This is a genomic window from Streptomyces roseus (assembly GCF_001044425.1).
In the GTDB taxonomy this organism is placed as follows: Bacteria; Actinomycetota; Actinomycetes; order Streptomycetales; family Streptomycetaceae; genus Streptomyces; species Streptomyces roseus.
Window position 1 is genome coordinate 22,873 of the sequence record NZ_LFML01000156.1, and the last position, 19,743, is coordinate 42,615.

Sequence of the window (19,743 nt, forward strand, 5' to 3'; positions counted from 1 at the left end):
CGGACGAAAGCCGCGTAGGCTGCTCCCTCGTGAGTACGGGCACAGCAGCAGCACAACCGAACACGGCAGTGGCCGCGGACGCGGACTCGGACGTGGTCTGCGCGGTGCGTGACCTGGTCAAAACGTATCCCGCGGTACGGGGACGGCGCGGGGCTCCCGCCCTGCCCGAGACCCGCGCCACCGACGGGATCTGCCTGGACGTGAGGCGCGGCGAGATCTTCGGCCTCCTCGGCCCCAACGGCGCCGGCAAGTCCACCCTGGTCCGCCAGCTCACCGGCCTGATGCGGCCCGACTCCGGCTCCGTGACCCTGCTCGGCCACGACCTCGTACGCCACCCCGAGCGGGCGGCCCGGCTGCTCGCCTACCTCGGGCAGGAGTCCACCGCCCTCGACGAGCTCACCGTCGCACTGGCCGCCGAGACCACGGGACGGCTGCGCGGGCTCGACCTGCGCGCGGCGCGGGCCGAGCGGGACGCCGTACTGGAGGAGCTCGGGCTGACCGCGATCGCCGGGCGGCCCCTGAAGAAGCTCTCCGGAGGGCAGCGGCGGCTGGCGTGCGTCGCCGCCGCGCTGGTCGGACAGCGGCCGGTGCTGGTCCTCGACGAGCCCACGACCGGCATGGACCCCGTGGCCCGGCGGGCCGTGTGGGCGGCCGTCGACCGGCGCCGCGCCCGGCACGGGGCCACCGTCCTGCTCGTCACGCACAACGTCATCGAGGCCGAGACCGTCCTGGACCGGGTCGCCGTCATCGACCAGGGCCGGGTCATCGCCTGCGATTCACCGGCCGGGCTGAAGGCGCGGGTCTCCGGCGAGGTCCGGCTGGAGCTGGTGTGGCGCGAGAGCGCTCCGCTGGACCTGCCCGAGGTCGCGCGGCTGGCCGGGGACGCCGTCGTGTCGGGACGCCGCTGGGTGATGCGGCTGGCACCGGACGAGGCGCGCGCCGCGGTGGCCGCGGTCACGGGCGGCCCGGCCTTCGCGGCCCTCGACGACTTCACCCTGGCGACACCCAGCCTGGAGGACGTGTACCTCGCCCTCGGCGGGAAGACGAAAGGGCTGGTGAAGTCATGAGCGAGCGCTCGTCCGGCGCGCTGGCGCAGGCCGTCGGGCCCGCGCCGGAGCCGCCGCCGGTGTCCGAGGCCGCTGCGAGCGGCCCCGCGCCCCGCCCCGCGGCGCCCCTGGCCCCGCGGGCGCGGTTGCTGCCCGCGCTGGCCGCCGTCTACCGGGCGCAGCTGTCACGGGCCCGGGTGTCGCGGATCCCGCTGCTGTTCGTGGCCACCTTCCAGTCCGTCGGGATCATGATCCTGATGCGGGGCGTGGTGGACGGCGGCTCGGAGGCCCGCGCCGTCGTCGCCGGCTCCTCCGTGCTGGTCGTCGCCTTCGTCGCGCTGAACCTGCTCGCCCAGCACTTCGGGCAGCTGCGCGCCGGAGGCGGCCTGGACCACTACGCCACGCTGCCCGTGCCGCCCGCCTCCGTGGTGCTGGGCGCCGCCGCCGCGTACGCCTCCTTCACCCTGCCGGGCACGCTGGTGACGGCGGTGTTCGGATGCCTGCTGTTCGGGCTGCCGATGGGCGGGCTGTGGATCCTGGCCGCGGTGGTGCCGCTGGCCGGGGCCGCGCTGGCCGGGCTGGGGGCGGCGCTCGGGCTGCTGGCGCCGCGGCAGGAGCTGGCCACGCTGGCCGGGCAGCTCGGCATGTCTGCGGCGCTGCTGCTGGGGGTGCTGCCGCCGGAGCGGATGCCGGACGTGATCGTGTGGGCGCGGGACCTGCTGCCGTCCACGTACGGGGTGGAGGCCTTCGCCCGTACGTTCGCACCGCATCCCGACTGGGCGGCGGTCGTCCTGGACCTCGGGGTGTGCGGGGCCGTGGGCGTGCTCTCGCTGGCCGTCGCGACCTGGGCGTACCGGCGGGCGGCCGTCCGCTGAAGCGGCGCTCCCCGGGGTGATCCCCGGGCCGGCGCCGGGCGATCGCCGGATGGTCGCCGCAGGGCGGTCCTGCTGATGTCGGCTCCGTCGGCACCTGGCACGATGTGGGGGTGACCGAAGCCCTGACCACACCCTCCCCGCACGAACCGCCGCTGCCGTCCGAGAAGCCGGGCGGCTCCGCCGGGGGCATCACCCCCGCGGACATCCGCGACGGGGCCGCCGTGGCCCTGGTGATCGGGGTGGCCGGGGTGCTCCTCGGAGTGCTGTGGGCGTGGCTGGCGCCGAAGGCGCAGTACGTCTCGAACGGCGAGGCCGTCTTCCTGAAGAACTCCGAGAGCGAATCGCGGATCGGGGCCGACGGGACGTTCTTCCTGCTGTCGCTGGGCTTCGGCCTGCTGAGCGCCGTCTTCGTGTTCCTGTGGCGCCGCCGCGGCGGCGTCCCGCTGGTCATCGGGCTGATGATCGGGTCCTGCTTCGCCTCCCTGGTGGGGTGGCGGACGGGGCTGTGGCTCGGGCCGTCCTCGGACGTGGCCGCCGCCGCCGCGAAGGCGGGCAAGGGCGTGGCCTTCGACGCGCCGCTCCAGGTGCTGGCGCAGGGGGTGCTGCTGGTCTGGCCGATGGTCGCCGTGGCCGTCCACCTCGGCCTGACGGCCCTGTGGACCCCGCACGACCCGGACCCGTCCGGCCCCGGCCCCGAACCGGGGGTCTACCCCCCGCCCCACGTCCACGGGTCTCCCGCCCCGGCGGCGGACTCCTCGGACCCGGCCGCGCCGGAGCCCCCGAGGGGCTGACCGCCCGGGGTCCCGCCCGGCGGACCCCGCTGGACACTGCCTAGGCGCGGGCGATCGGCGCCACGGTGGCGTCCGTCAGCGTCGCCAGGGTGGCGGGCGCGAGTTCCACCTCCAGGCCCCGGCGGCCCGCCGAGACGCAGATCGTGGCGTGCGCCCCCGCCGACTCGTCCACCACCGTCCGCAGCCGCTTGCGCTGGCCCAGCGGGGAGATGCCGCCCCGTACGTAGCCCGTCGTGCGCTCCGCCAGCGCCGGGTCGGCCATCGCCGCCCGCTTCCCCGAGACGGCGGTCGCGAGCGCCTTCAGGTCCAGGCTCCCCGAGACCGGGACCACCGCCACCGTCAGCACGCCGTCCACCTCCGCGACCAGCGTCTTGAAGACCCGGTCGGGGGAGACCCCCATGGCCTGGGCCGCCTCCTCGCCGTACGAGGGGTGCGCCGGGTCGTGCTCGTACGCGTGCACCGTGAACTGCGCCCGGGCGGAGTTCAGGGCGGCGATCGCCGGGGTCCCCGCAGGGGCTTTCTTCTTCGCCATCAGTCCTTCGCCATCAGTCTTCCGCCATCAGTTCGGGCTCGTCGGCGTACGCGTCAGGTCCACCGCCGGCAGCGACGGCAGGTGGCGGATGACGGCCGTCTCCGCGCGCAGCAGCTTCAGTTCCTCCGCGAGCCGCGTCGCGGTGTCCGGTGCCTGGAGCAGCCGCTGTTTCGCCGGGATGTCCAGTACGGCCGCGGCCGCCACCAGGTACGAGACCACCGACGGCTCGTCCGGCAGCTCCGCCGCCGAGGCCAGGGACCGCTCCCGGGCGCCCGCCAGCCGCTTCTGGTAGTTCCGGAAGGCCCGCAGGACCCCCTCCGCCAGCGCGCCCGCGCCCTCGCCCGCGTCTTCCGGCAGTTCCTCCAGCTCCGCGACCAGGTACGGGCCCGAGGCGTCCACCGACAGCAGGCGCACCCGCGCGGTACCGGTGGCGAGCACCTCGAAGCTGCCGTCCTCCCGCTCCCGGATCGTGGCCGCGTCCGCGATGCAGCCCACCCGGTGGAAGGCCTGGGCGGGGTCCGGGCCGAAGCCCGCCGTCGGGCCCCGCTCGGGCAGCGCCGTCTGGTCCGGCAGGCCCGGCGCGGTCGGCGCGACCTCCCGGCCGTCGCGGATCGCCACGACCGCGAAACGGCGCGGCTCCTCGTCGCCGGTCTTCAGCAGCTCGCGCATCATGGCGCGATAACGCTCCTCGAACACGTTCAGCGGGAGGACGAGTCCCGGGAACAGCACCGTGTTCAGCGGGAAGAGGGGCAGGCGAACGGAGGTCACGAGGCACAGGGTAGTGGCCGGGGGCCCGGGGCTGTCACCTCAGTTGTCCGCACCCCTCCGGGGTCAGCCGCGCCTGAGCAGCCGTGAGGCGCCCGCCGCCACCGTCGTCGCCAGGGTCCAGCCCAGCAGCACCAGCGCCGCCGAGCCCCACTGCCAGGCCCCCCGCATGTCCCATTGGCCGTCCTGGCCGAGATCGATCACCGGGAGCAGGAGGTCCAGGGCGTACAGGGCGGCGTCCCAGTGCGGGTGCTCGTCCGCCTTGATCGGGGGTGGTTCGTGCCGGGAGAACAGCAGCCCGCCCGCCGCCCACAGCACCGCCATCCACAGCGCCGCCCGCCCCGGGCGGTACCCGTACGCCACCGTCCAGTCCTGGAGGTACCCCCAGGCCTTGAGCGCCGTCGGCAGGGTGGCCCGGCGCCGGCGCTGCTTGGCCAGCAGCACCTCGCGGGCGTCCGCGTCCTCGCCGCTGGCGCGCAGGACGGAGGCCAGCCGCTCGTACGGCTCCGGCGAGTACTCCGGGGTGGCCGCCGCCACCCAGTCGAGCCGGCGGGCCAGCGGGAAGTGGCCGCGGGGGGCCAGGTTCTCGTACGCGAACCCCTCCATCGAGACCCCGCCGGGGCCGGGCCAGCTGGTGGAGGTGTCGACCAGCTTGACCACCTTGGCCCCCGACAGCACCACCCGCCCCGCCTCCGGCCGCTCCCCGACGAACCGCAGCTCCGGGGTCTGGATCCGGCGCAGCGAGACCTCCTGCTCCTCGGCCAGGACGAACCGGGCGCCGTAGAAGTCGACGGCGTCGCCGAAGCGGCCGTCGTCCAGGCGCAGCCCGCCCCGGCACTCGAAGCGCTGGGCCCGCTGCCCGCGCGTGGGCGTCTGGCCCAGCCCGTACGGGGGAGTGGAGGAGCCGGAGTCGCCGGGGACGTAGTCCAGGGCGATCGAGGTCAGGTACAGGGTCCGCTCGACGGTCAGCTGCGGGGCGTTCAGCGCGCGCCGCCCCTGCGGATTGCGCAGCCGGGCCCCCCGCAGGTTCATCGACACGCCGACCTTCGCGCCGCGCAGGCTCACCTCCCCGTCCGTCTCCAGCAGCTCCCCCTGGAAGTCCTGCGCGACCGACATCCCGTCCGCGGCGATGGCCCGGCCCTTGTTGTCCCAGCGCACCACGGCCTGGCTGATCAGCAGGTCGGTGCCGATCTGCGCGTCGGTCAGCCGGATCCCGCGGGCCACGCGGCAGCGCGGCAGGTGCAGATCGCCCTCGGTGTGCAGCCGGGAGGCGTCCAGCCGGGGTATCGCGCAGTTGATCATGCGGAGGGTGATGAACCGGGTCTCGGACAGCTGGATCTCACTGTCGAAGCGACAGGACTGGAGTTCGACGTACGGCTGCACGGTCCCGCCGGACAGGTCGAGCCGACCCGTGATCCGCACCCCGCGCAGCTTCAGCGAGGCCACCCGGCCCGGCACCGGCGGCGGACCGTGCAGCAGCAGGAGCGCCACGACCTGGGCGCGGACGCTGCGCCCGGGGCCCCACGTCCGCCCGCTGTCGTGCGGATCGTCCTCGTTTGCGGCGCGGGCGCTGAGATCGCAGACGGTGCCCGTCCGGTACGCCTGCCACATGCGCCGCTCGGGATCGGTGAGATCCGCGGGTTGCTCGCCCGGCCGTGCCTCCGCCATGGCGGCCCCCCTCCGCTGTGCATACGTGTAAGGGAACGCTAGTGGGCGCCTGTGACATCCGGGGCGTGTATCAGCCAGTGATACGGGCGGACGGTGGCGGGAGGCGGTCTGAGAGAATTGGGAGGTGATCTCTCGTATCGACCTGCGCGGTGACGCCCTCCCCGAGGGTGGCGCCCTGCGCGATCTGCTGCCCCGTGCCGAGTTCGACGTGGAAGCCGCCCTGGAGAAGGTGCGGCCCATCTGCGAGGACGTCCATCATCGCGGCACGGCGGCGTTGATCGAGTACGCCCAGAAGTTCGACGGCGTCACGCTGGAGCAGGTCAGGGTCCCCGCCGAGGCCCTCAAGACCGCCCTCGACGAGCTCGACCCGGCCGTGCGGGCCGCACTGGAGGAGTCGATCCGGCGCGCCCGCATCGTCCACCGCGAGCAGCGCCGCGGTGAGCACACCACCCAGGTGGTCCCCGGCGGAACCGTGACCGAGAAGTGGGTTCCGGTCGAGCGCGTGGGTCTGTACGCCCCGGGCGGCCGGTCCGTGTACCCGTCCTCCGTCGTCATGAACGTCGTCCCGGCGCAGGAGGCGGGCGTCGAGTCGATCGCGCTCGCGTCCCCGCCGCAGAAGGAGTTCGGCGGGCTGCCGCACCCGACGATCCTCGCCGCGTGCGCGCTGCTCGGTGTGGACGAGGTGTACGCGGCCGGCGGAGCCGTGGCCGTCGCGATGTTCGCGTACGGCACGGAGGACTGCCTCCCGGTCAACATGGTGACGGGCCCCGGCAACATCTGGGTGGCCGCCGCCAAGCGCTACTTCACCGGCCGCATCGGCATCGACACCGAGGCCGGCCCCACCGAGATCGCGGTCCTCGCGGACTCCACGGCCGACCCGGTGCACGTCGCCGCCGACCTGATCAGCCAGGCCGAGCACGACCCGCTGGCCGCCGCCGTGCTCGTGACGGACTCGCAGGAGCTCGCGGCCGCCGTCGAACGCGAGCTGGCGCCGCAGGTCGCCGCCACCAAGCACGTCGAGGACCGGATCAAGCCGGCGCTCGCGGGCAAGCAGTCCGCGATCGTGCTGGTCGACAGCCTGGAGGACGGCCTCAAGGTCGTCGACGCGTACGGCGCCGAGCACCTGGAGATCCAGACCGCCGACGCCGCCGCCTGGGCCGCCCGCGTGCGCAACGCCGGCGCGATCTTCGTCGGCCCGTGGGCCCCGGTCTCCCTCGGCGACTACTGCGCCGGCTCGAACCACGTGCTGCCGACCGGCGGCTGCGCCTGCCACTCCTCCGGCCTGTCCGTCCAGTCCTTCCTGCGCGGCATCCACATCGTCGACTACACGCGCGACGCCCTCGCCGAGGTCACCCACCACGTGGTGACCCTCGCCGAGGCCGAGGACCTGCCCGCGCACGGCGCGGCCCTCAAGGCGCGCTTCGGGTGGAAGGTGCCCCTCACGTGACCTCGTACGACCAGGTCGGCATCGACGACCTCCCCATCCGGGACGAGCTGCGCGGCAAGACCCCGTACGGCGCCCCGCAGCTCGACGTGCCCGTCCAGCTGAACACCAACGAGAACCCGTACGAGCTCCCCGCCGAGCTCGTCGCGCGGATCGCCGAGCGGGTCGCCGAGGCCGCCCGCACCCTCAACCGCTACCCCGACCGGGACGCGGTCGAGCTGCGGACCGAGCTGGCCGCGTACCTCACCCGCACCGGCAAGCACCCGGTCGCGCTGGAGAACGTCTGGGCCGCCAACGGCTCCAACGAGGTCATCCAGCAGCTGCTCCAGACCTTCGGCGGGCCGGGCCGGACCGCGATCGGCTTCGAGCCCTCCTACTCCATGCACGCGCTCATCGCGCGCGGCACCGGCACGGGCTGGATCTCCGGCCCGCGCCGGGAGGACTTCACCATCGACGTGGAGGCGGCCGAGCGGGCGATCGCCGAGAGCGCGCCCGACGTCGTCTTCATCACCTCGCCCAACAACCCCACGGGTACCGCGGTCGGGGCGCAGACCGTCCTCGCGCTCTACGAGGCGGCGCAGGCGGCCAAGCCCTCCCTGGTCATCGTGGACGAGGCGTACGTGGAGTTCAGCCACCGGGACTCGCTCCTGCCGCTGATCGAGGGCAGGCCGAACCTGGTGGTCTCCCGGACCATGTCCAAGGCCTTCGGCGCCGCCGGGCTGCGCCTGGGCTACCTGGCCGCGCACCCGGCCGTGGTCGACGCCGTGCAGCTCGTGCGGCTGCCGTACCACCTGTCGGCCGTCACCCAGGCGACCGCGCTGGCCGCCCTGGAGCACACCGACACCCTGCTCGGCTACGTCGAACAGCTCAAGGCCGAGCGGGACCGCCTGGTCACCGAGCTGCGGGCCATCGGCTACGAGGTCACCGAGTCCGACGCGAACTTCATCCAGTTCGGGAAGTTCGCGCACTCGCCCACCGCCTGGCGGAAGATCCTCGACCAGGGTGTCCTGGTCAGGGACAACGGCGTACCGGGCTGGCTGCGGGTCACCGCCGGCACCCCGGCAGAGAACGACGCGTTCCTGGAAGCGGTTCGCGCACTGAAGAAGGAGCAGCACGCATGAGCCGCATCGGACGGGTCGAACGGACCACGAAGGAGACCTCGGTCCTCGTCGAGATAAACCTCGACGGCACCGGCAAGGTCGACGTCTCGACGGGCGTGGGCTTCTACGACCACATGCTCGACCAGCTCGGCCGCCACGGCCTCTTCGACCTCACGGTCAAGACGGACGGCGACCTGCACATCGACAGCCACCACACCATCGAGGACACCGCCCTCGCCCTCGGCGCCGCCTTCAGGCAGGCCCTCGGCGACAAGGTCGGCATCTACCGCTTCGGCAACTGCACCGTGCCGCTCGACGAGTCCCTCGCCCAGGTGACCGTCGACCTGTCGGGCCGCCCGTACCTCGTGCACACCGAGCCCGAGAACATGGCGCCGATGATCGGCGAGTACGACACGACGATGACCCGGCACATCTTCGAGTCCTTCGTCGCGCAGGCCCAGATCGCCCTGCACATCCACGTCCCGTACGGCCGCAACGCCCACCACATCGTGGAGTGCCAGTTCAAGGCCCTCGCCCGCGCCCTGCGCTACGCGGCGGAGTTCGACCCGCGCGCCGCCGGGATCCTGCCCTCCACGAAGGGCGCCCTCTAGCAGTGAACGGCCTGAACACCATCCTCATCGTCTTCGGCCTCTTCCTGGCCGGCGGCGTCTACTCCTTCCAGAAGCAGAAGATGCCCAAGTCGGTCGTCGTCCTGCTGGCCCTCGCCTCCGCGATGTGCCTCGCGGCGGGAGTCCTGCGAATCCAAGGGATCTGGGAATGAGCGCAGCCCGACCGACCAAGACGGTCGTGGTCTTCGACTACGGCTTCGGAAACGTACGTTCCGCGGAGCGCGCGCTGGCGCGGGTCGGCGCGGACGTGGAGATCACTCGCGACTACGACAAGGCCATGGACGCCGACGGGCTGCTCGTCCCAGGTGTCGGGGCCTTCTCCGCCTGCATGCAGGGACTCAAGGAGGCCCGCGGCGACTGGATCATCGGCCGCCGGCTCTCCGGCGGGCGGCCCGTCATGGGCATCTGCGTGGGCATGCAGATCCTCTTCGAGCGCGGCATCGAGCACGGCGTGGAGACGGAGGGCCTCGACGAGTGGCCCGGCACCGTCGAGCCGCTGCGCGCCCCGGTCGTGCCCCACATGGGCTGGAACACCGTGGACGCCCCGGCCGACAGCCAGGCCTTCAAGGGCCTGGACGCCGGCTCCAGGTTCTACTTCGTGCACTCGTACGCGGTCCGCAGCTGGGAGCTGGAGGTCACCAACCCGGCCATCCGCGCCCCCCGGGTCACCTGGGCCACGCACGGCGAACCCTTCGTCGCGGCGGTGGAGAACCGGGCCCTGTGGGCCACCCAGTTCCACCCCGAGAAGTCCGGCGACGCCGGAGCCCAGCTCCTCACCAACTGGATCGAGACCCTCTGATGACCGCCAGCAAGCTGGAACTGCTGCCCGCCGTCGACGTCCGCGACGGCCAGGCCGTCCGCCTCGTGCACGGGGTGTCCGGCAGCGAGACCTCGTACGGGTCGCCGCTCCAGGCCGCCCTCGCCTGGCAGGCGTCCGGCGCCGAGTGGCTCCACCTCGTCGACCTCGACGCCGCCTTCGGCACCGGTGACAACCGCGCCCTCGTCGCCGAGATCACCGGCGCCATGGACATCAAGGTCGAGCTGTCGGGCGGCATCCGCGACGACGCCTCGCTCGCCGCGGCCCTCGCCACCGGCTGCACCCGCGTCAACCTCGGCACCGCCGCCCTGGAGACCCCCGAGTGGGCCGCCAAGGCCATCGCCGAGCACGGGGACAGGATCGCGGTCGGGCTCGACGTGCGCGGCACGACACTCAAGGGCCGCGGCTGGACCAGCGAGGGCGGGGACCTCTACGAGACCCTCGCGCGCCTGGACTCCGAGGGCTGCGCCCGCTACGTCGTCACCGACATCGGCAAGGACGGCACGCTGACCGGCCCCAACCTGGAGCTGCTGAAGAACGTCTGCGCCGCCACCGACAGGCCGGTCGTGGCCTCCGGCGGCATCTCCTCGCTGGACGACCTGCGGGCGCTGGCCGCCCTGGTGCCGGCGGGCGTCGAGGGCGCGATCGTCGGCAAGGCCCTGTACGCGAAGGCCTTCACCCTGGAAGAAGCCCTGAAGGTGGTCTCCGCATGAACTCCGACCTGCCGCGCCGCATCTCTTCCGGCGGCCCCTACGAGGACGTGATCGGCTACTCCCGCGCCGTGCAGCTCCCGCACGGTCTCGTGCTCGTCTCCGGCTGCACCGCCGGCGACGCGGGCGGTCCGTACGACCAGACCGTCGCCGCGTTCGGCGTCGCGTTCAAGGCCCTCGCCCAGGTCGGACTCGGGCCCGAGGACGTGGTGCGCACCCGCATGTACCTCACCCACGCCCGCGACGTGGACGAGGTGGGCCGCGCCCACAAGATCCTCTTCGACGCCGTCCGGCCCGCCGCGACGATGCTGATCGTCTCCGGCTTCGTCGACCCGTCGATGGTCGTCGAGGTCGAGGTCGAGGCGTACGGCCCGGTACGGGAGGAGGAGTCCGCATGACCCTCGCCGTACGCGTGATCCCCTGCCTCGACGTGGACAACGGCCGCGTCGTCAAGGGAGTCAACTTCCAGAACCTGCGGGACGCCGGCGACCCGGTGGAGATGGCCAAGCTGTACGACGCCGAGGGCGCCGACGAGCTGACCTTCCTCGACATCACCGCGTCCTCCGGGAACCGCGAGACCACGTACGACGTGGTGCGCCGGACCGCCGAGCAGGTCTTCATCCCGCTGACCGTGGGCGGCGGCGTCCGCACCGCGCAGGACGTGGACAAGCTGCTGCGGGCCGGCGCCGACAAGGTCGGCGTGAACACCGCGGCCATCGCCCGGCCCGAGCTGATCCGGGAGATCGCGGAGCGGTTCGGCCGCCAGGTGCTCGTCCTGTCCGTCGACGCCCGCCGCACCGCCACCGGCTCCTTCGAGGTCACCACGCACGGCGGCCGCCAGGGCACCGGCATGGACGCCGTCGAGTGGGCGCACCGGGCGGCCGAGCTGGGCGCCGGGGAGATCCTGCTGAACTCGATGGACGCCGACGGCACCAAGGACGGGTACGACACCGAGATGATCGCGGCGGTGCGCAGGCACGTCACGGTCCCGGTGATCGCCTCGGGCGGGGCCGGCAAGCTGGAGCACTTCGCCCCGGCGGTCGCGGCCGGCGCCGACGCGGTGCTCGCCGCCTCGGTGTTCCACTTCGGCGACCTGCGGATCGGCCAGGTCAAGGAAACGCTGCGCGAGGCGGGTCACCCGGTCCGCTGACCGTCGCCGGCCCGCCCGGCCGGGGCGGCGCGGGGGGATCCCCCCGGTCCCCGGCCGGACGGGCGGGCGCTCGCGGAGGTCCTAGCGGAAGTCGTCGAAGGAGTCGGAGTCGCCCTGCATCTCCGGCGCCTGCTCCTGCGGCATCTGCTCCCGCGGCATCTGCTCCTGCGACGCCTGCGGCTTCTCCTGCTTGTCCGTCTGCTGCTCGTCGCGCATCTGACGGAAGACCACCGCGGCGGCGTGGAAGTCGCCGGCCTTGTCACCGGGCTGCAGGGTGGCGACCGGCTCGCCCTCACACGCCGCGTCCTCGAACATCAGGGCCGTCGAGTCGGTCCTGTTCACGACTTCGAGGACCTGCGAGGAGGCGGACGGCAGCGCGTGACACTGGTCCGCGCCGACGTCCTTGACCTGGGCGTTCTTCTCGGCGTTCTGCGGGTCGACGTACACGTAGTCCAGGACCTTGCCGTCGTCGGCGAACGCCTGGGCTCCGGCGGGGAGGACCAAGGCGAGGGCTCCGGCGAGCGCGGCGGCAGTGGTGCGAAGACGCATGGGGTTTCCGTTCCTTCCACGGTGACGACACCGAACCGGTCGGCATCCGTGACGGAGCGTAGGGAGGGGCGGAGCGCGGAAACCTTTCACCCCGGGGCGCCATGCCCGTTTTCACCGGCCCGGCGGTACCGGGGCCACCGGGGCTCCGCGGCGCCCGCCCCGGAGCCCCCGCGCCTCAGATGCCGAGCTTCGCCGTCGTCAGCCGGGCGACGGCCTCCTTCGGCCCGTCCAGTTCTACCGCGGCCGCGTCCTGGCGGCCGAAGCAGAAGAGGGTCAGCTCCCCCGGCTCGCCGGTGACCGTCACCACCGGGGTGCCCTTGTGCGCCACCGCCGTCTGGCCGTCGGGGCGGCGCAGCACCAGGCCCACCGGGGAGCGCCGGCCGGTGAGGCGGGCCAGCTTCTCCAGGCGGGACCACAGGGCGTCCGAGAACACCGGGTCCAGCGTGCGCGGCGACCAGTCCGGCTGGGCGCGCCGGACGTCCTCGGCGTGGACGTAGAACTCCACCGCGTTGGCCGCCTCGTCGATCTGCTTCAGCGAGTACAGGGACATCTTCGGCGGCCCGGTCCGGATCAGCTGGATCAGTTCCTCGTACGGCTTGGCCGCGTACTCGGCCATCACCTTGTCCAGCCGGTCCTTCAGGACGTTCAGCAGCAGGCCGCCCGCCGCGTCCGGGCGGCGCTCCCGGACCACCACGTGAGCCGCCAGTTCCCGGGCCCGCCAGCCGTGGCACAGCGTCGGCCCCTCCGGTCCCGCGGCCTCCAACAGGTCCGCCAGCAGCAGGCGTTCGCGCTTCGCATGGGTAGACATGGGGGTCACCCTACGACCGGCGGTCCCGCTTCGCCCGCTCATCAGGCGGACGGTGATCCGTCGAGGCCCCCGGGCGCGGCACAATGGCCCCCATGAGTACGTCCTCCCTCGACCCCGCCATCGCCGCCCGGCTCAAGCGCTCCGCGGACGGTCTGGTCCCGGCCATCGCCCAGCAGTACGACACCGGCGAGGTGCTCATGCTCGGCTGGATGGACGACGAGGCCCTGCACCGCACCCTGACCACCGGCCGCTGCACGTACTGGTCCCGCAGCCGCCGGGAGTACTGGGTGAAGGGGGACACGTCCGGCCACGTCCAGCACGTGAAGTCCGTGGCCCTCGACTGCGACGGCGACACCCTCCTCGTCAAGGTGGACCAGGTCGGCGCCGCCTGTCACACCGGCGACCGGACGTGCTTCGACGCCGATGTCCTTCCGCTGGCCGAGCAGGCAGGTAGGGTCCCACCCCATGGATCTTGAGACGTTCCGCAAGCTCGCGGCGGACCGCCGCGTCATCCCCGTGAGCCGCAAGCTCCTGGCCGACGGTGACACCCCCGTCGGGCTCTACCGCAAGCTGGCCGCCGAACGCCCGGGCACCTTCCTCCTGGAGTCCGCGGAGAACGGCCGCTCCTGGTCCCGCTACTCCTTCGTCGGCGTGCGCAGCGCCTCCACGCTGACCGTCCGCGACGGCCGCGCGCACTGGATCGGGACCCCGCCGGTCGGCGTCCCCACCGACGGCGACCCGCTCGAAGCCCTGCGCGCCACCGTCCAGGCCCTGCACACGCCCCGCGACCTCGCCGCCGGGATGCCGCCCTTCACCGGTGGCATGGTCGGCTACCTCGGCTACGACATCGTGCGCCGCCTGGAGCGCATCGGCGAGCACACCACCGACGACCTGCGGCTTCCCGAGCTGACCATGCTCCTCACCTCCGACCTGGCGGTCATGGACCACTGGGACGGCACGGTCCAGCTCATCGCCAACGCCATCAACCACAACGACCTCGACACCGGCGTGGACGAGGCGTACGCGGACGCCGTGGCCCGGCTCGACGCGATGGAGGCCGACCTCGCGCGGCCCGCCCCGTACACGCCCACCCCGCTGCCCGCCTCCGAGCTCCCACAGTTCTCGGCGCTGTGGGGCGGCGAGAAGTACCAGGAGGCCGTCGAGGACGTCAAGGAGCGGATCCGGGCCGGCGAGGCCTTCCAGGTGGTGCCCTCGCAGCGGTTCGAGACCCCCTGCGCCGCCTCCGCGCTGGACGTCTACCGGGTGCTGCGGGCCACCAACCCGTCCCCGTACATGTACCTGTTCCGCTTCGAGAACGGCTTCGACGTCGTCGGCTCCAGCCCGGAGGCCCTGGTCAAGGTCGAGGACGGGCGGGCCATGGTCCACCCGATCGCCGGCACCCGCCACCGCGGGGCCACCCCGCAGGAGGACCACGAGCTAGCCGAGGAGCTGCTGGCCGACCCCAAGGAGCGCGCCGAGCACCTGATGCTCGTAGACCTGGGCCGCAACGACCTGGGCCGGGTCTGCGAGCCGGGATCGGTCGAGGTCGTCGACTTCATGTCGATCGAGCGGTACTCGCACGTCATGCACATCGTCTCGACCGTCACCGGGCGGGTCGCCGAGGGCCGCACCGCCTTCGACGTGCTGACCGCCTGCTTCCCGGCCGGCACCCTCTCGGGCGCGCCCAAGCCGCGCGCCATGCAGATCATCGAGGAGCTGGAACCCACCCGGCGCGGCCTGTACGGCGGCTGCGTCGGCTACCTCGACTTCGCCGGGGACTCCGACACGGCCATCGCCATCCGCACGGCGCTGCTGCGCGACGGCACGGCGTACGTGCAGGCGGGCGCGGGGGTCGTCGCGGATTCGGTGCCCGAGCTGGAGGACCTGGAGTGCCGCAACAAGGCGGCCGCCGTGCTGCGCGCGGTGGGAGCGGCGAACCGGCTGAACGGCGCGTGACGCGGTAGGGGATAGTGGGGTACGTGAGTGCCGTACCCCCACCCCGAAACGACGCCGACGCCCCCGACGCCCCGCAGGCCCCCGACGGCCGCGGCGGCCGCCGCAGCGTGGCCGTCGCCCTGCTGCTCGGCGCGCTCGGCGCCAGCGTCGTCCTGCTCGCCTCCGGCCGCGTCTGGGCCCGGGGCACCGCCGCCGTGGGGGGCGGCTCGCTGCCGCTGACCGCGGACGGGCGCGCCGTCACCGGGCTGCCGGCCGCCCTGGCCATCGTGGGCCTCGCGGCCCTGGTGGCCGTGTTCGCCGTACGCGGCAGGAGCCGGCTCCTGGTCTCCGCGCTGCTCGCGCTGAGCGGCCTGGGCGCGGCGCTGGCCGCCGTACTGGCCGCGGACGACCGGCAGGCGCTGGACGCGCAGGCCGCCCGTACGACGGCGGACACCGCGGCGCAGGTGGGGGCGCTGACCCACACGGCCTGGCCGTATGTCACGGCCGCCGGCGGGGCGCTGATCCTGCTCGCGGGACTGCTGGCCCTGCGGTTCGCAAGCCGCTGGCCCGCGATGGGCGGCCGCTACGAGCGGGACGGCAGCCCCCGGCCCCGCAAGGCGGCCGTGGTGGACCCGGACCGGCCCGAGGACCTGTGGAAGGCCCTGGACCGCGGTGAGGACCCCACCCGCTGACCACGCATGCCGCCCGGTGCGGGACAATGAGCACCGAGCAATCGACGCAAGCAGTGCTCTCCGAACACCCTGCGTCTTCTGAACCCCCTGCGACAGAGCAAACGAGGAGCAACTCATGGCGGGCACTAGCCACGGACACACCCCGGCCGCCTGGACCGGTGTCATCATCGCCTTCATCGGTTTCTGCATCTCCGGCGCCTTCATGGTGCTCGCCAACCCGCTCGGGTTCTGGGCCGGTCTCGTCGTCGTCGCGCTCGGCGGTGTGGTCGGTCTGGCGATGAAGGCTGCGGGCATGGGCATGCCGAAGGCCGCCCACGAGGACCTGGCCGTCGTCATCGCCTCCAACAAGGCCGCCGCCAAGGTCTGACCGGTGCACACCCGAAAGGCGCGGCCCCGTTGGGCTGCGCCTTTTGTCATGAGCGGAGACAATCAGCGCGTGGACGCCCCTCACAGCCCCTCCGCCGTGCCGCCCGTGGCTCCCGTGCCGCCGGAGCCCGCGCCGGCGCCTGCGCCCGCTCCCGTGGCCGTGGCCGTGGCCGTGGCTGCGCCCGCGGCCGCCCCCGTACCCGGCCAGAGCCGCCTGCGGCGCCTGGCCCGGCCGGGGCTGACGCTGGCCGCGGCGGGGCTGGCGTTTGCGTACGTGGGCACCGTGGATCCCAATGAACCCGGCCACTATCCGGTCTGCCCGCTATTCCGGGTCACCGGAATCCTGTGCCCCGGATGTGGCGGTCTGCGCAGTGCGCACGCCTTCGCCCACGGCGACCTGACCACCGCTTTGGGGGCAAATGCCCTGGCCGTCGCCGGCTACTTCGCCTTCGCCGGCTTCATGATCCTGTGGCTGGTTCGCGCCTACCGCGGCGGTCCGACCCCGCGCTTCGCCCTGCGGCGGCCGTACTGGTGGGCCCTCGGAACGCTGGCCCTGGTCTTCGCGGTGGTCCGAAACCTGCCGTTCGGAGCCGCGCTGGCCCCGTGAGGACCTGGAGATTCCCTTATGAATCCCGGATTCCGAATGTCCATTCCATGGGACGCCGTCAACCGCGTGCGGAGGGCAAGGCCTCCTGCGGATACCATTTGATTGCTGACCTTGCAGTTGTACGTGTCTGCAAGGCGGCCGACCGTCATCGACCCGGAAGGGGGCCGCTCGCGTGAGTGTGCTCGACGAGATCATCGAAGGGGTCCGCGAAGACCTTGCCGAACGGCAGGCCCGCGTGAGCCTCGACGAGCTCAAGGAGCGTGCCGCCAAGGCGCCCCAGGCCAAGGACGGCGTCGCTGCCCTGCGCGGCGACAGCGTCAAGGTGATCTGCGAGGTCAAGCGCTCCAGCCCCTCCAAGGGCGCGCTGGCCGCGATCGCGGATCCGGCCGGGCTCGCCGCCGACTACGAGGCGGGAGGTGCGGCGGTCATCTCCGTCCTCACCGAGCAGCGCCGTTTCGGCGGCTCGCTGGCCGACCTGGAGGCCGTCCGCGCACGCGTGGACATCCCGATCCTGCGCAAGGACTTCATCGTCACGGCGTACCAGCTGTGGGAGGCCCGCGCCTACGGCGCCGACCTCGTGCTGCTCATCGTCGCGGCCCTGGAGCAGGAGGCCCTCGTCTCCCTGATCGAGCGGGCCGAGTCCATCGGCCTCACCCCGCTCGTCGAGGTCCACGACGAGGACGAGATCGAGCGCGCGGTCGCGGCCGGTGCCAAGATCATCGGTGTCAACGCCCGCAACCTCAAGGACCTAAAGGTCGACCGCTCCACCTTCGAGCGCGTCGTAGGCGAGATCCCGCCCCACATCGTCAAGGTCGCCGAGTCCGGCATCCGCGGGCCGCACGACCTGATCGCCTACGCCAACGAGGGCGCCGACGCCGTCCTCGTCGGGGAGTCCCTGGTGACCGGACGCGACCCGAAGGCGGCCGTGGCCGACCTCGTCGCCGCCGGCGCCCACCCCGCCCTGCGCCATGGACGGAGCTGACCGTCCCATGGCCCCCAACCGCCCCACCGTCCGCACCCGACCGGGCCCCGGCCCGGCCGGCGTGCCGACGGCGCACGCGCCCCTGGCGCGCGGCTGCCGCCCCCGCGGCTGCCGCGCCCCGGCCCGGCGCGTCCACGGGCGGCGGGTCCGGTACGTGATCGGCTCCGAGCCCGGTCAGGTCAACGGCATGCGATGGCGCACCGCAGGCGCGCTGTGACGAGGACCGTCGCGGTCCGGCACGCCTGACGCCGCCGTCTCCTTCTGACGGTGGCGGGCGTACCGCCCCGCACGTACGGTGCTCGCTCACGGTCCCCGCCCCGGGCCGCCGGCCCCGGGCACGGACCGCTGCGCCCGTACGCGCCCCACCCCCGCAGCGGGGTGCGCGCGCGACGGGCCCACGGCGCAATACGGTGCATCCATCCCATCGCACCCGTAGGAGTACTGGCCATGTCCAGCAACTCGTTCTTCATTCCGGACCCGGAGGGTCACACCCCGAACGCCGAGGGTTACTTCGGTGACTTCGGCGGCAAGTTCATCCCGGAGGCGCTGGTCGCCGCGGTGGACGAGGTCGCCGTCGAGTACGAGAAGGCCAAGGGCGACCCGGCCTTCACCGCCGAACTCAACGACCTGATGGTCAACTACACCGGCCGGCCCAGCGCCCTGACCGAGGTTCCCCGCTTCGCCGGGCACGCCGGCGGTGCCCGGATCTTCCTCAAGCGCGAGGACCTCAACCACACCGGCTCCCACAAGATCAACAACGTGCTGGGGCAGGCCCTGCTCACCAAGCGCATGGGCAAGACCCGCGTCATCGCCGAGACCGGAGCCGGCCAGCACGGCGTCGCCACCGCCACCGCCTGCGCCCTCTTCGGCCTCGAATGCACCGTCTACATGGGCGAGATCGACACCCGGCGCCAAGCCCTGAACGTGGCCCGCATGCGGATGCTCGGCGCCGAGGTCATCGCCGTCAAGTCCGGCTCGCGCACCCTCAAGGACGCCATCAACGAGGCGTTCCGCGACTGGGTCGCCAACGTGGACCGCACCCACTACCTCTTCGGCACCGTCGCCGGCCCCCACCCCTTCCCCGCCATGGTCCGCGACTTCCACCGCGTCATCGGCGTCGAGGCCCGCCGCCAGATCCTGGAACGCACCGGCCGCCTGCCCGACGCGGTCGCGGCCTGCGTGGGCGGCGGCTCCAACGCCATCGGCCTCTTCCACGCCTTCCTCCCCGACACCGACGTCCGCCTGGTCGGCTTCGAACCCGCCGGCCACGGCGTCGAGACCGGCGAACACGCCGCCACCCTGACCGCGGGCGAACCCGGCATCCTGCACGGCTCCCGCTCCTACGTCCTGCAGGACGAGGAAGGCCAGATCACCGAGCCCTACTCCATCTCCGCCGGCCTGGACTACCCCGGCATCGGCCCCGAACACTCCCACCTCAAGGACACCGGCCGCGCCGAGTACCGGGCCGTCACCGACGACGCGGCGATGCAGGCCCTGCGCCTGCTCTCCCGCACCGAGGGCATCATCCCCGCCATCGAGTCCGCCCACGCCCTCGCCGGCGCCCTCGACCTCGGCCGCGAACTCGGCACCGACGGACTGATCGTGGTCAACCTCTCCGGCCGCGGCGACAAGGACATGGACACCGCCGCCCGCTACTTCCACCTGTACGACACCGACGCCTGCGAGGGGGAGACCAAGTGAGCGGCAACATCGAACTCCTGTCGGCCACCCTCGCCAAGGCCAAGTCCGAGGACCGCGCGGCCCTGGTCGCCTACCTCCCGGCCGGGTTCCCCACCGTCGACGGCGCCATCGAGGCCGTCAAGGCCGTCATCGCGGGCGGCGCGGACGTGGTCGAGGTCGGCCTCCCGCACAGCGACCCGGTCCTGGACGGCGCGATCATCCAGACCGCCGACGACATCGCCCTGCGCGGCGGCGTCAAGATCGCCGACGTCCTGCGCACCGTGCGCGAGGCACACGCGGCGACCGGGGCGCCGGTGCTGGTGATGACGTACTGGAACCCGATCGACCGCTACGGCGTGGAACGCTTCACCGCCGAACTCGCCGCGGCGGGCGGCGCGGGCTGCATCCTGCCCGACCTGCCCGTCCAGGAATCCGCCCTGTGGCGCGAGCACGCCGACCAACACAACCTCGCGACCGTCTTCGTCGTCGCTCCCAGCAGCAAGGACGAACGCCTGGCGACCATCACGGCCGCCGGTTCCGGCTTCGTCTACGCCGCCTCGCTGATGGGCGTCACCGGCACCCGCGAATCCGTCGGCA

The 19,743-nt window shown here is 73.1% G+C and carries 25 protein-coding genes; 20 read left to right on the top strand and 5 right to left on the bottom strand.

Annotation, left to right across the window (positions count from 1 at the left end):
* Nucleotides 1-68 precede the first annotated feature (68 nt).
* The 3 genes from ACS04_RS31745 to ACS04_RS31755 all read left to right on the top strand — a co-directional run bounded on the left by ACS04_RS31745 (nucleotide 69) and on the right by ACS04_RS31755 (nucleotide 2,712).
* Nucleotides 69-1,067 (top strand): ABC transporter ATP-binding protein, encoded by a 999-nt coding sequence (locus tag ACS04_RS31745; protein ID WP_048480313.1) that lies wholly within the window; start codon nucleotides 69-71, stop codon nucleotides 1,065-1,067.
* Nucleotides 1,064-1,921: an ABC transporter permease gene (locus tag ACS04_RS31750; protein ID WP_078865562.1), complete on the top strand. Its 858-nt coding sequence runs from the start codon at nucleotides 1,064-1,066 to the stop codon at nucleotides 1,919-1,921. The genes ACS04_RS31745 and ACS04_RS31750 overlap by 4 nt, the downstream gene beginning before the upstream one ends.
* 110 nt (nucleotides 1,922-2,031) lie before the next feature.
* Nucleotides 2,032-2,712, top strand: coding sequence for a DUF2567 domain-containing protein (locus ACS04_RS31755; RefSeq protein ID WP_078865563.1), 681 nt, complete (start codon nucleotides 2,032-2,034; stop codon nucleotides 2,710-2,712).
* Nucleotides 2,713-2,752: 40 nt separating this feature from the next.
* On the opposite strand, the gene ybaK is transcribed toward ACS04_RS31755, so the two are convergent.
* The 3 genes from ybaK to ACS04_RS31770 form a co-directional block, all read right to left on the bottom strand.
* Nucleotides 2,753-3,244 (bottom strand): Cys-tRNA(Pro) deacylase, encoded by a 492-nt coding sequence (gene ybaK, locus ACS04_RS31760; RefSeq protein ID WP_048480314.1) that lies wholly within the window; start codon nucleotides 3,242-3,244, stop codon nucleotides 2,753-2,755.
* A gap of 27 nt (nucleotides 3,245-3,271) precedes the next feature.
* Nucleotides 3,272-4,012 carry an LON peptidase substrate-binding domain-containing protein gene (locus ACS04_RS31765; RefSeq protein ID WP_048480315.1) on the bottom strand — a complete coding sequence of 247 codons (741 nt, stop codon included), beginning with the start codon at nucleotides 4,010-4,012 and terminating at the stop codon, nucleotides 3,272-3,274.
* Nucleotides 4,013-4,075: 63 nt separating this feature from the next.
* On the bottom strand, nucleotides 4,076-5,677 hold the full coding sequence (locus ACS04_RS31770; RefSeq protein WP_048480316.1) for a hypothetical protein: 1,602 nt from the start codon (nucleotides 5,675-5,677) through the stop codon (nucleotides 4,076-4,078).
* Between the two features lie 124 nt (nucleotides 5,678-5,801).
* Here ACS04_RS31770 and hisD point away from each other — a divergent pair, with 124 nt between their 5' ends.
* The 8 genes from hisD to hisF are packed head-to-tail and all read left to right on the top strand — an operon-like array spanning nucleotide 5,802 to nucleotide 11,527.
* Nucleotides 5,802-7,124 (top strand): histidinol dehydrogenase, encoded by a 1,323-nt coding sequence (gene hisD, locus ACS04_RS31775; RefSeq protein WP_048480317.1) that lies wholly within the window; start codon nucleotides 5,802-5,804, stop codon nucleotides 7,122-7,124.
* On the top strand, nucleotides 7,121-8,242 hold the full coding sequence (locus tag ACS04_RS31780) for a histidinol-phosphate transaminase (RefSeq protein ID WP_048480318.1): 1,122 nt from the start codon (nucleotides 7,121-7,123) through the stop codon (nucleotides 8,240-8,242). Before hisD ends, ACS04_RS31780 begins: the two co-directional genes overlap by 4 nt.
* Nucleotides 8,239-8,832, top strand: a complete 594-nt coding sequence (gene hisB, locus ACS04_RS31785) for an imidazoleglycerol-phosphate dehydratase HisB (protein WP_048480319.1) — start codon at nucleotides 8,239-8,241, stop codon at nucleotides 8,830-8,832. The genes ACS04_RS31780 and hisB overlap by 4 nt, the downstream gene beginning before the upstream one ends.
* 2 nt (nucleotides 8,833-8,834) lie before the next feature.
* Nucleotides 8,835-9,002, top strand: coding sequence for a hypothetical protein (locus ACS04_RS38745; protein ID WP_048480320.1), 168 nt, complete (start codon nucleotides 8,835-8,837; stop codon nucleotides 9,000-9,002).
* Nucleotides 8,999-9,649 carry an imidazole glycerol phosphate synthase subunit HisH gene (gene hisH, locus ACS04_RS31795; protein WP_048480321.1) on the top strand — a complete coding sequence of 217 codons (651 nt, stop codon included), beginning with the start codon at nucleotides 8,999-9,001 and terminating at the stop codon, nucleotides 9,647-9,649. The genes ACS04_RS38745 and hisH overlap by 4 nt, the downstream gene beginning before the upstream one ends.
* On the top strand, nucleotides 9,649-10,380 hold the full coding sequence (priA, locus tag ACS04_RS31800; protein ID WP_048480322.1) for a bifunctional 1-(5-phosphoribosyl)-5-((5-phosphoribosylamino)methylideneamino)imidazole-4-carboxamide isomerase/phosphoribosylanthranilate isomerase PriA: 732 nt from the start codon (nucleotides 9,649-9,651) through the stop codon (nucleotides 10,378-10,380). Before hisH ends, priA begins: the two co-directional genes overlap by 1 nt.
* Nucleotides 10,377-10,775: a RidA family protein gene (locus ACS04_RS31805; RefSeq protein ID WP_048480323.1), complete on the top strand. Its 399-nt coding sequence runs from the start codon at nucleotides 10,377-10,379 to the stop codon at nucleotides 10,773-10,775. Before priA ends, ACS04_RS31805 begins: the two co-directional genes overlap by 4 nt.
* Complete coding sequence (gene hisF / locus ACS04_RS31810) at nucleotides 10,772-11,527, top strand: imidazole glycerol phosphate synthase subunit HisF (RefSeq protein ID WP_048480324.1); 756 nt, start codon at nucleotides 10,772-10,774, stop codon at nucleotides 11,525-11,527. The genes ACS04_RS31805 and hisF overlap by 4 nt, the downstream gene beginning before the upstream one ends.
* Before the next feature lie 81 nt (nucleotides 11,528-11,608).
* Here the strand turns inward: hisF and ACS04_RS31815 are convergent, their stop codons facing one another.
* Together ACS04_RS31815 and ACS04_RS31820 are read right to left on the bottom strand one after the other, a co-directional pair.
* Nucleotides 11,609-12,076 carry a single stranded DNA-binding domain-containing protein gene (locus ACS04_RS31815; RefSeq protein WP_048480325.1) on the bottom strand — a complete coding sequence of 156 codons (468 nt, stop codon included), beginning with the start codon at nucleotides 12,074-12,076 and terminating at the stop codon, nucleotides 11,609-11,611.
* A 175-nt stretch (nucleotides 12,077-12,251) separates the two neighbouring features.
* Entirely contained in the window at nucleotides 12,252-12,884 is a 633-nt protein-coding gene (locus ACS04_RS31820; protein ID WP_048480326.1) for a TIGR03085 family metal-binding protein, read from the bottom strand.
* An 83-nt stretch (nucleotides 12,885-12,967) separates the two neighbouring features.
* Between ACS04_RS31820 and hisI the strand changes: the two genes are divergently transcribed.
* From hisI to trpA, 9 genes are all read left to right on the top strand, one after another.
* Nucleotides 12,968-13,360 (top strand): phosphoribosyl-AMP cyclohydrolase, encoded by a 393-nt coding sequence (hisI, locus tag ACS04_RS31825; RefSeq protein ID WP_048480327.1) that lies wholly within the window; start codon nucleotides 12,968-12,970, stop codon nucleotides 13,358-13,360.
* The gene (locus ACS04_RS31830) at nucleotides 13,350-14,840 is read left to right on the top strand and encodes an anthranilate synthase component I (protein ID WP_048480328.1); all 1,491 of its coding nucleotides are present in this window, start codon (nucleotides 13,350-13,352) and stop codon (nucleotides 14,838-14,840) included. Before hisI ends, ACS04_RS31830 begins: the two co-directional genes overlap by 11 nt.
* Before the next feature lie 14 nt (nucleotides 14,841-14,854).
* A complete protein-coding gene (locus ACS04_RS31835) occupies nucleotides 14,855-15,511 on the top strand; it encodes a TIGR02234 family membrane protein (RefSeq protein WP_048480329.1) in 657 nt (218 codons plus the stop codon).
* Nucleotides 15,512-15,626: 115 nt separating this feature from the next.
* A complete protein-coding gene (locus ACS04_RS31840; protein ID WP_048480330.1) occupies nucleotides 15,627-15,878 on the top strand; it encodes an HGxxPAAW family protein in 252 nt (83 codons plus the stop codon).
* Nucleotides 15,879-15,947: 69 nt separating this feature from the next.
* Nucleotides 15,948-16,484: a DUF2752 domain-containing protein gene (locus ACS04_RS31845; protein WP_245236649.1), complete on the top strand. Its 537-nt coding sequence runs from the start codon at nucleotides 15,948-15,950 to the stop codon at nucleotides 16,482-16,484.
* A gap of 172 nt (nucleotides 16,485-16,656) precedes the next feature.
* Nucleotides 16,657-17,466, top strand: coding sequence for an indole-3-glycerol phosphate synthase TrpC (gene trpC / locus ACS04_RS31850; RefSeq protein ID WP_048480331.1), 810 nt, complete (start codon nucleotides 16,657-16,659; stop codon nucleotides 17,464-17,466).
* 7 nt (nucleotides 17,467-17,473) lie between these two features.
* A complete protein-coding gene (trpM, locus tag ACS04_RS31855) occupies nucleotides 17,474-17,683 on the top strand; it encodes a tryptophan biosynthesis modulator TrpM (RefSeq protein ID WP_048480332.1) in 210 nt (69 codons plus the stop codon).
* Nucleotides 17,684-17,913: 230 nt separating this feature from the next.
* Nucleotides 17,914-19,167, top strand: coding sequence for a tryptophan synthase subunit beta (trpB, locus tag ACS04_RS31860; RefSeq protein WP_048480333.1), 1,254 nt, complete (start codon nucleotides 17,914-17,916; stop codon nucleotides 19,165-19,167).
* Nucleotides 19,164-19,743: tryptophan synthase subunit alpha (gene trpA, locus ACS04_RS31865; protein ID WP_048480334.1), on the top strand; the 580-nt coding region annotated here is incomplete at its 3' end. The genes trpB and trpA, both read left to right, overlap by 4 nt.

Coding starts and splice junctions, on each gene's coding strand:
- ACS04_RS31750 (WP_078865562.1), top strand. CDS start 1,064: ATGAGCGAGCGCTCGTCCGGCGCGCTGGCGCAGGCCGTCGGGCCCGCG.
- ybaK (WP_048480314.1), bottom strand. CDS start 3,244: ATGGCGAAGAAGAAAGCCCCTGCGGGGACCCCGGCGATCGCCGCCCTG.
- ACS04_RS31770 (WP_048480316.1), bottom strand. CDS start 5,677: ATGGCGGAGGCACGGCCGGGCGAGCAACCCGCGGATCTCACCGATCCC.
- hisB (WP_048480319.1), top strand. CDS start 8,239: ATGAGCCGCATCGGACGGGTCGAACGGACCACGAAGGAGACCTCGGTC.
- hisH (WP_048480321.1), top strand. CDS start 8,999: ATGAGCGCAGCCCGACCGACCAAGACGGTCGTGGTCTTCGACTACGGC.
- priA (WP_048480322.1), top strand. CDS start 9,649: ATGACCGCCAGCAAGCTGGAACTGCTGCCCGCCGTCGACGTCCGCGAC.
- ACS04_RS31805 (WP_048480323.1), top strand. CDS start 10,377: ATGAACTCCGACCTGCCGCGCCGCATCTCTTCCGGCGGCCCCTACGAG.
- hisF (WP_048480324.1), top strand. CDS start 10,772: ATGACCCTCGCCGTACGCGTGATCCCCTGCCTCGACGTGGACAACGGC.
- ACS04_RS31815 (WP_048480325.1), bottom strand. CDS start 12,076: ATGCGTCTTCGCACCACTGCCGCCGCGCTCGCCGGAGCCCTCGCCTTG.
- ACS04_RS31820 (WP_048480326.1), bottom strand. CDS start 12,884: ATGTCTACCCATGCGAAGCGCGAACGCCTGCTGCTGGCGGACCTGTTG.
- hisI (WP_048480327.1), top strand. CDS start 12,968: ATGGCCCCCATGAGTACGTCCTCCCTCGACCCCGCCATCGCCGCCCGG.
- ACS04_RS31830 (WP_048480328.1), top strand. CDS start 13,350: ATGGATCTTGAGACGTTCCGCAAGCTCGCGGCGGACCGCCGCGTCATC.
- ACS04_RS31840 (WP_048480330.1), top strand. CDS start 15,627: ATGGCGGGCACTAGCCACGGACACACCCCGGCCGCCTGGACCGGTGTC.
- trpM (WP_048480332.1), top strand. CDS start 17,474: ATGGCCCCCAACCGCCCCACCGTCCGCACCCGACCGGGCCCCGGCCCG.
- trpB (WP_048480333.1), top strand. CDS start 17,914: ATGTCCAGCAACTCGTTCTTCATTCCGGACCCGGAGGGTCACACCCCG.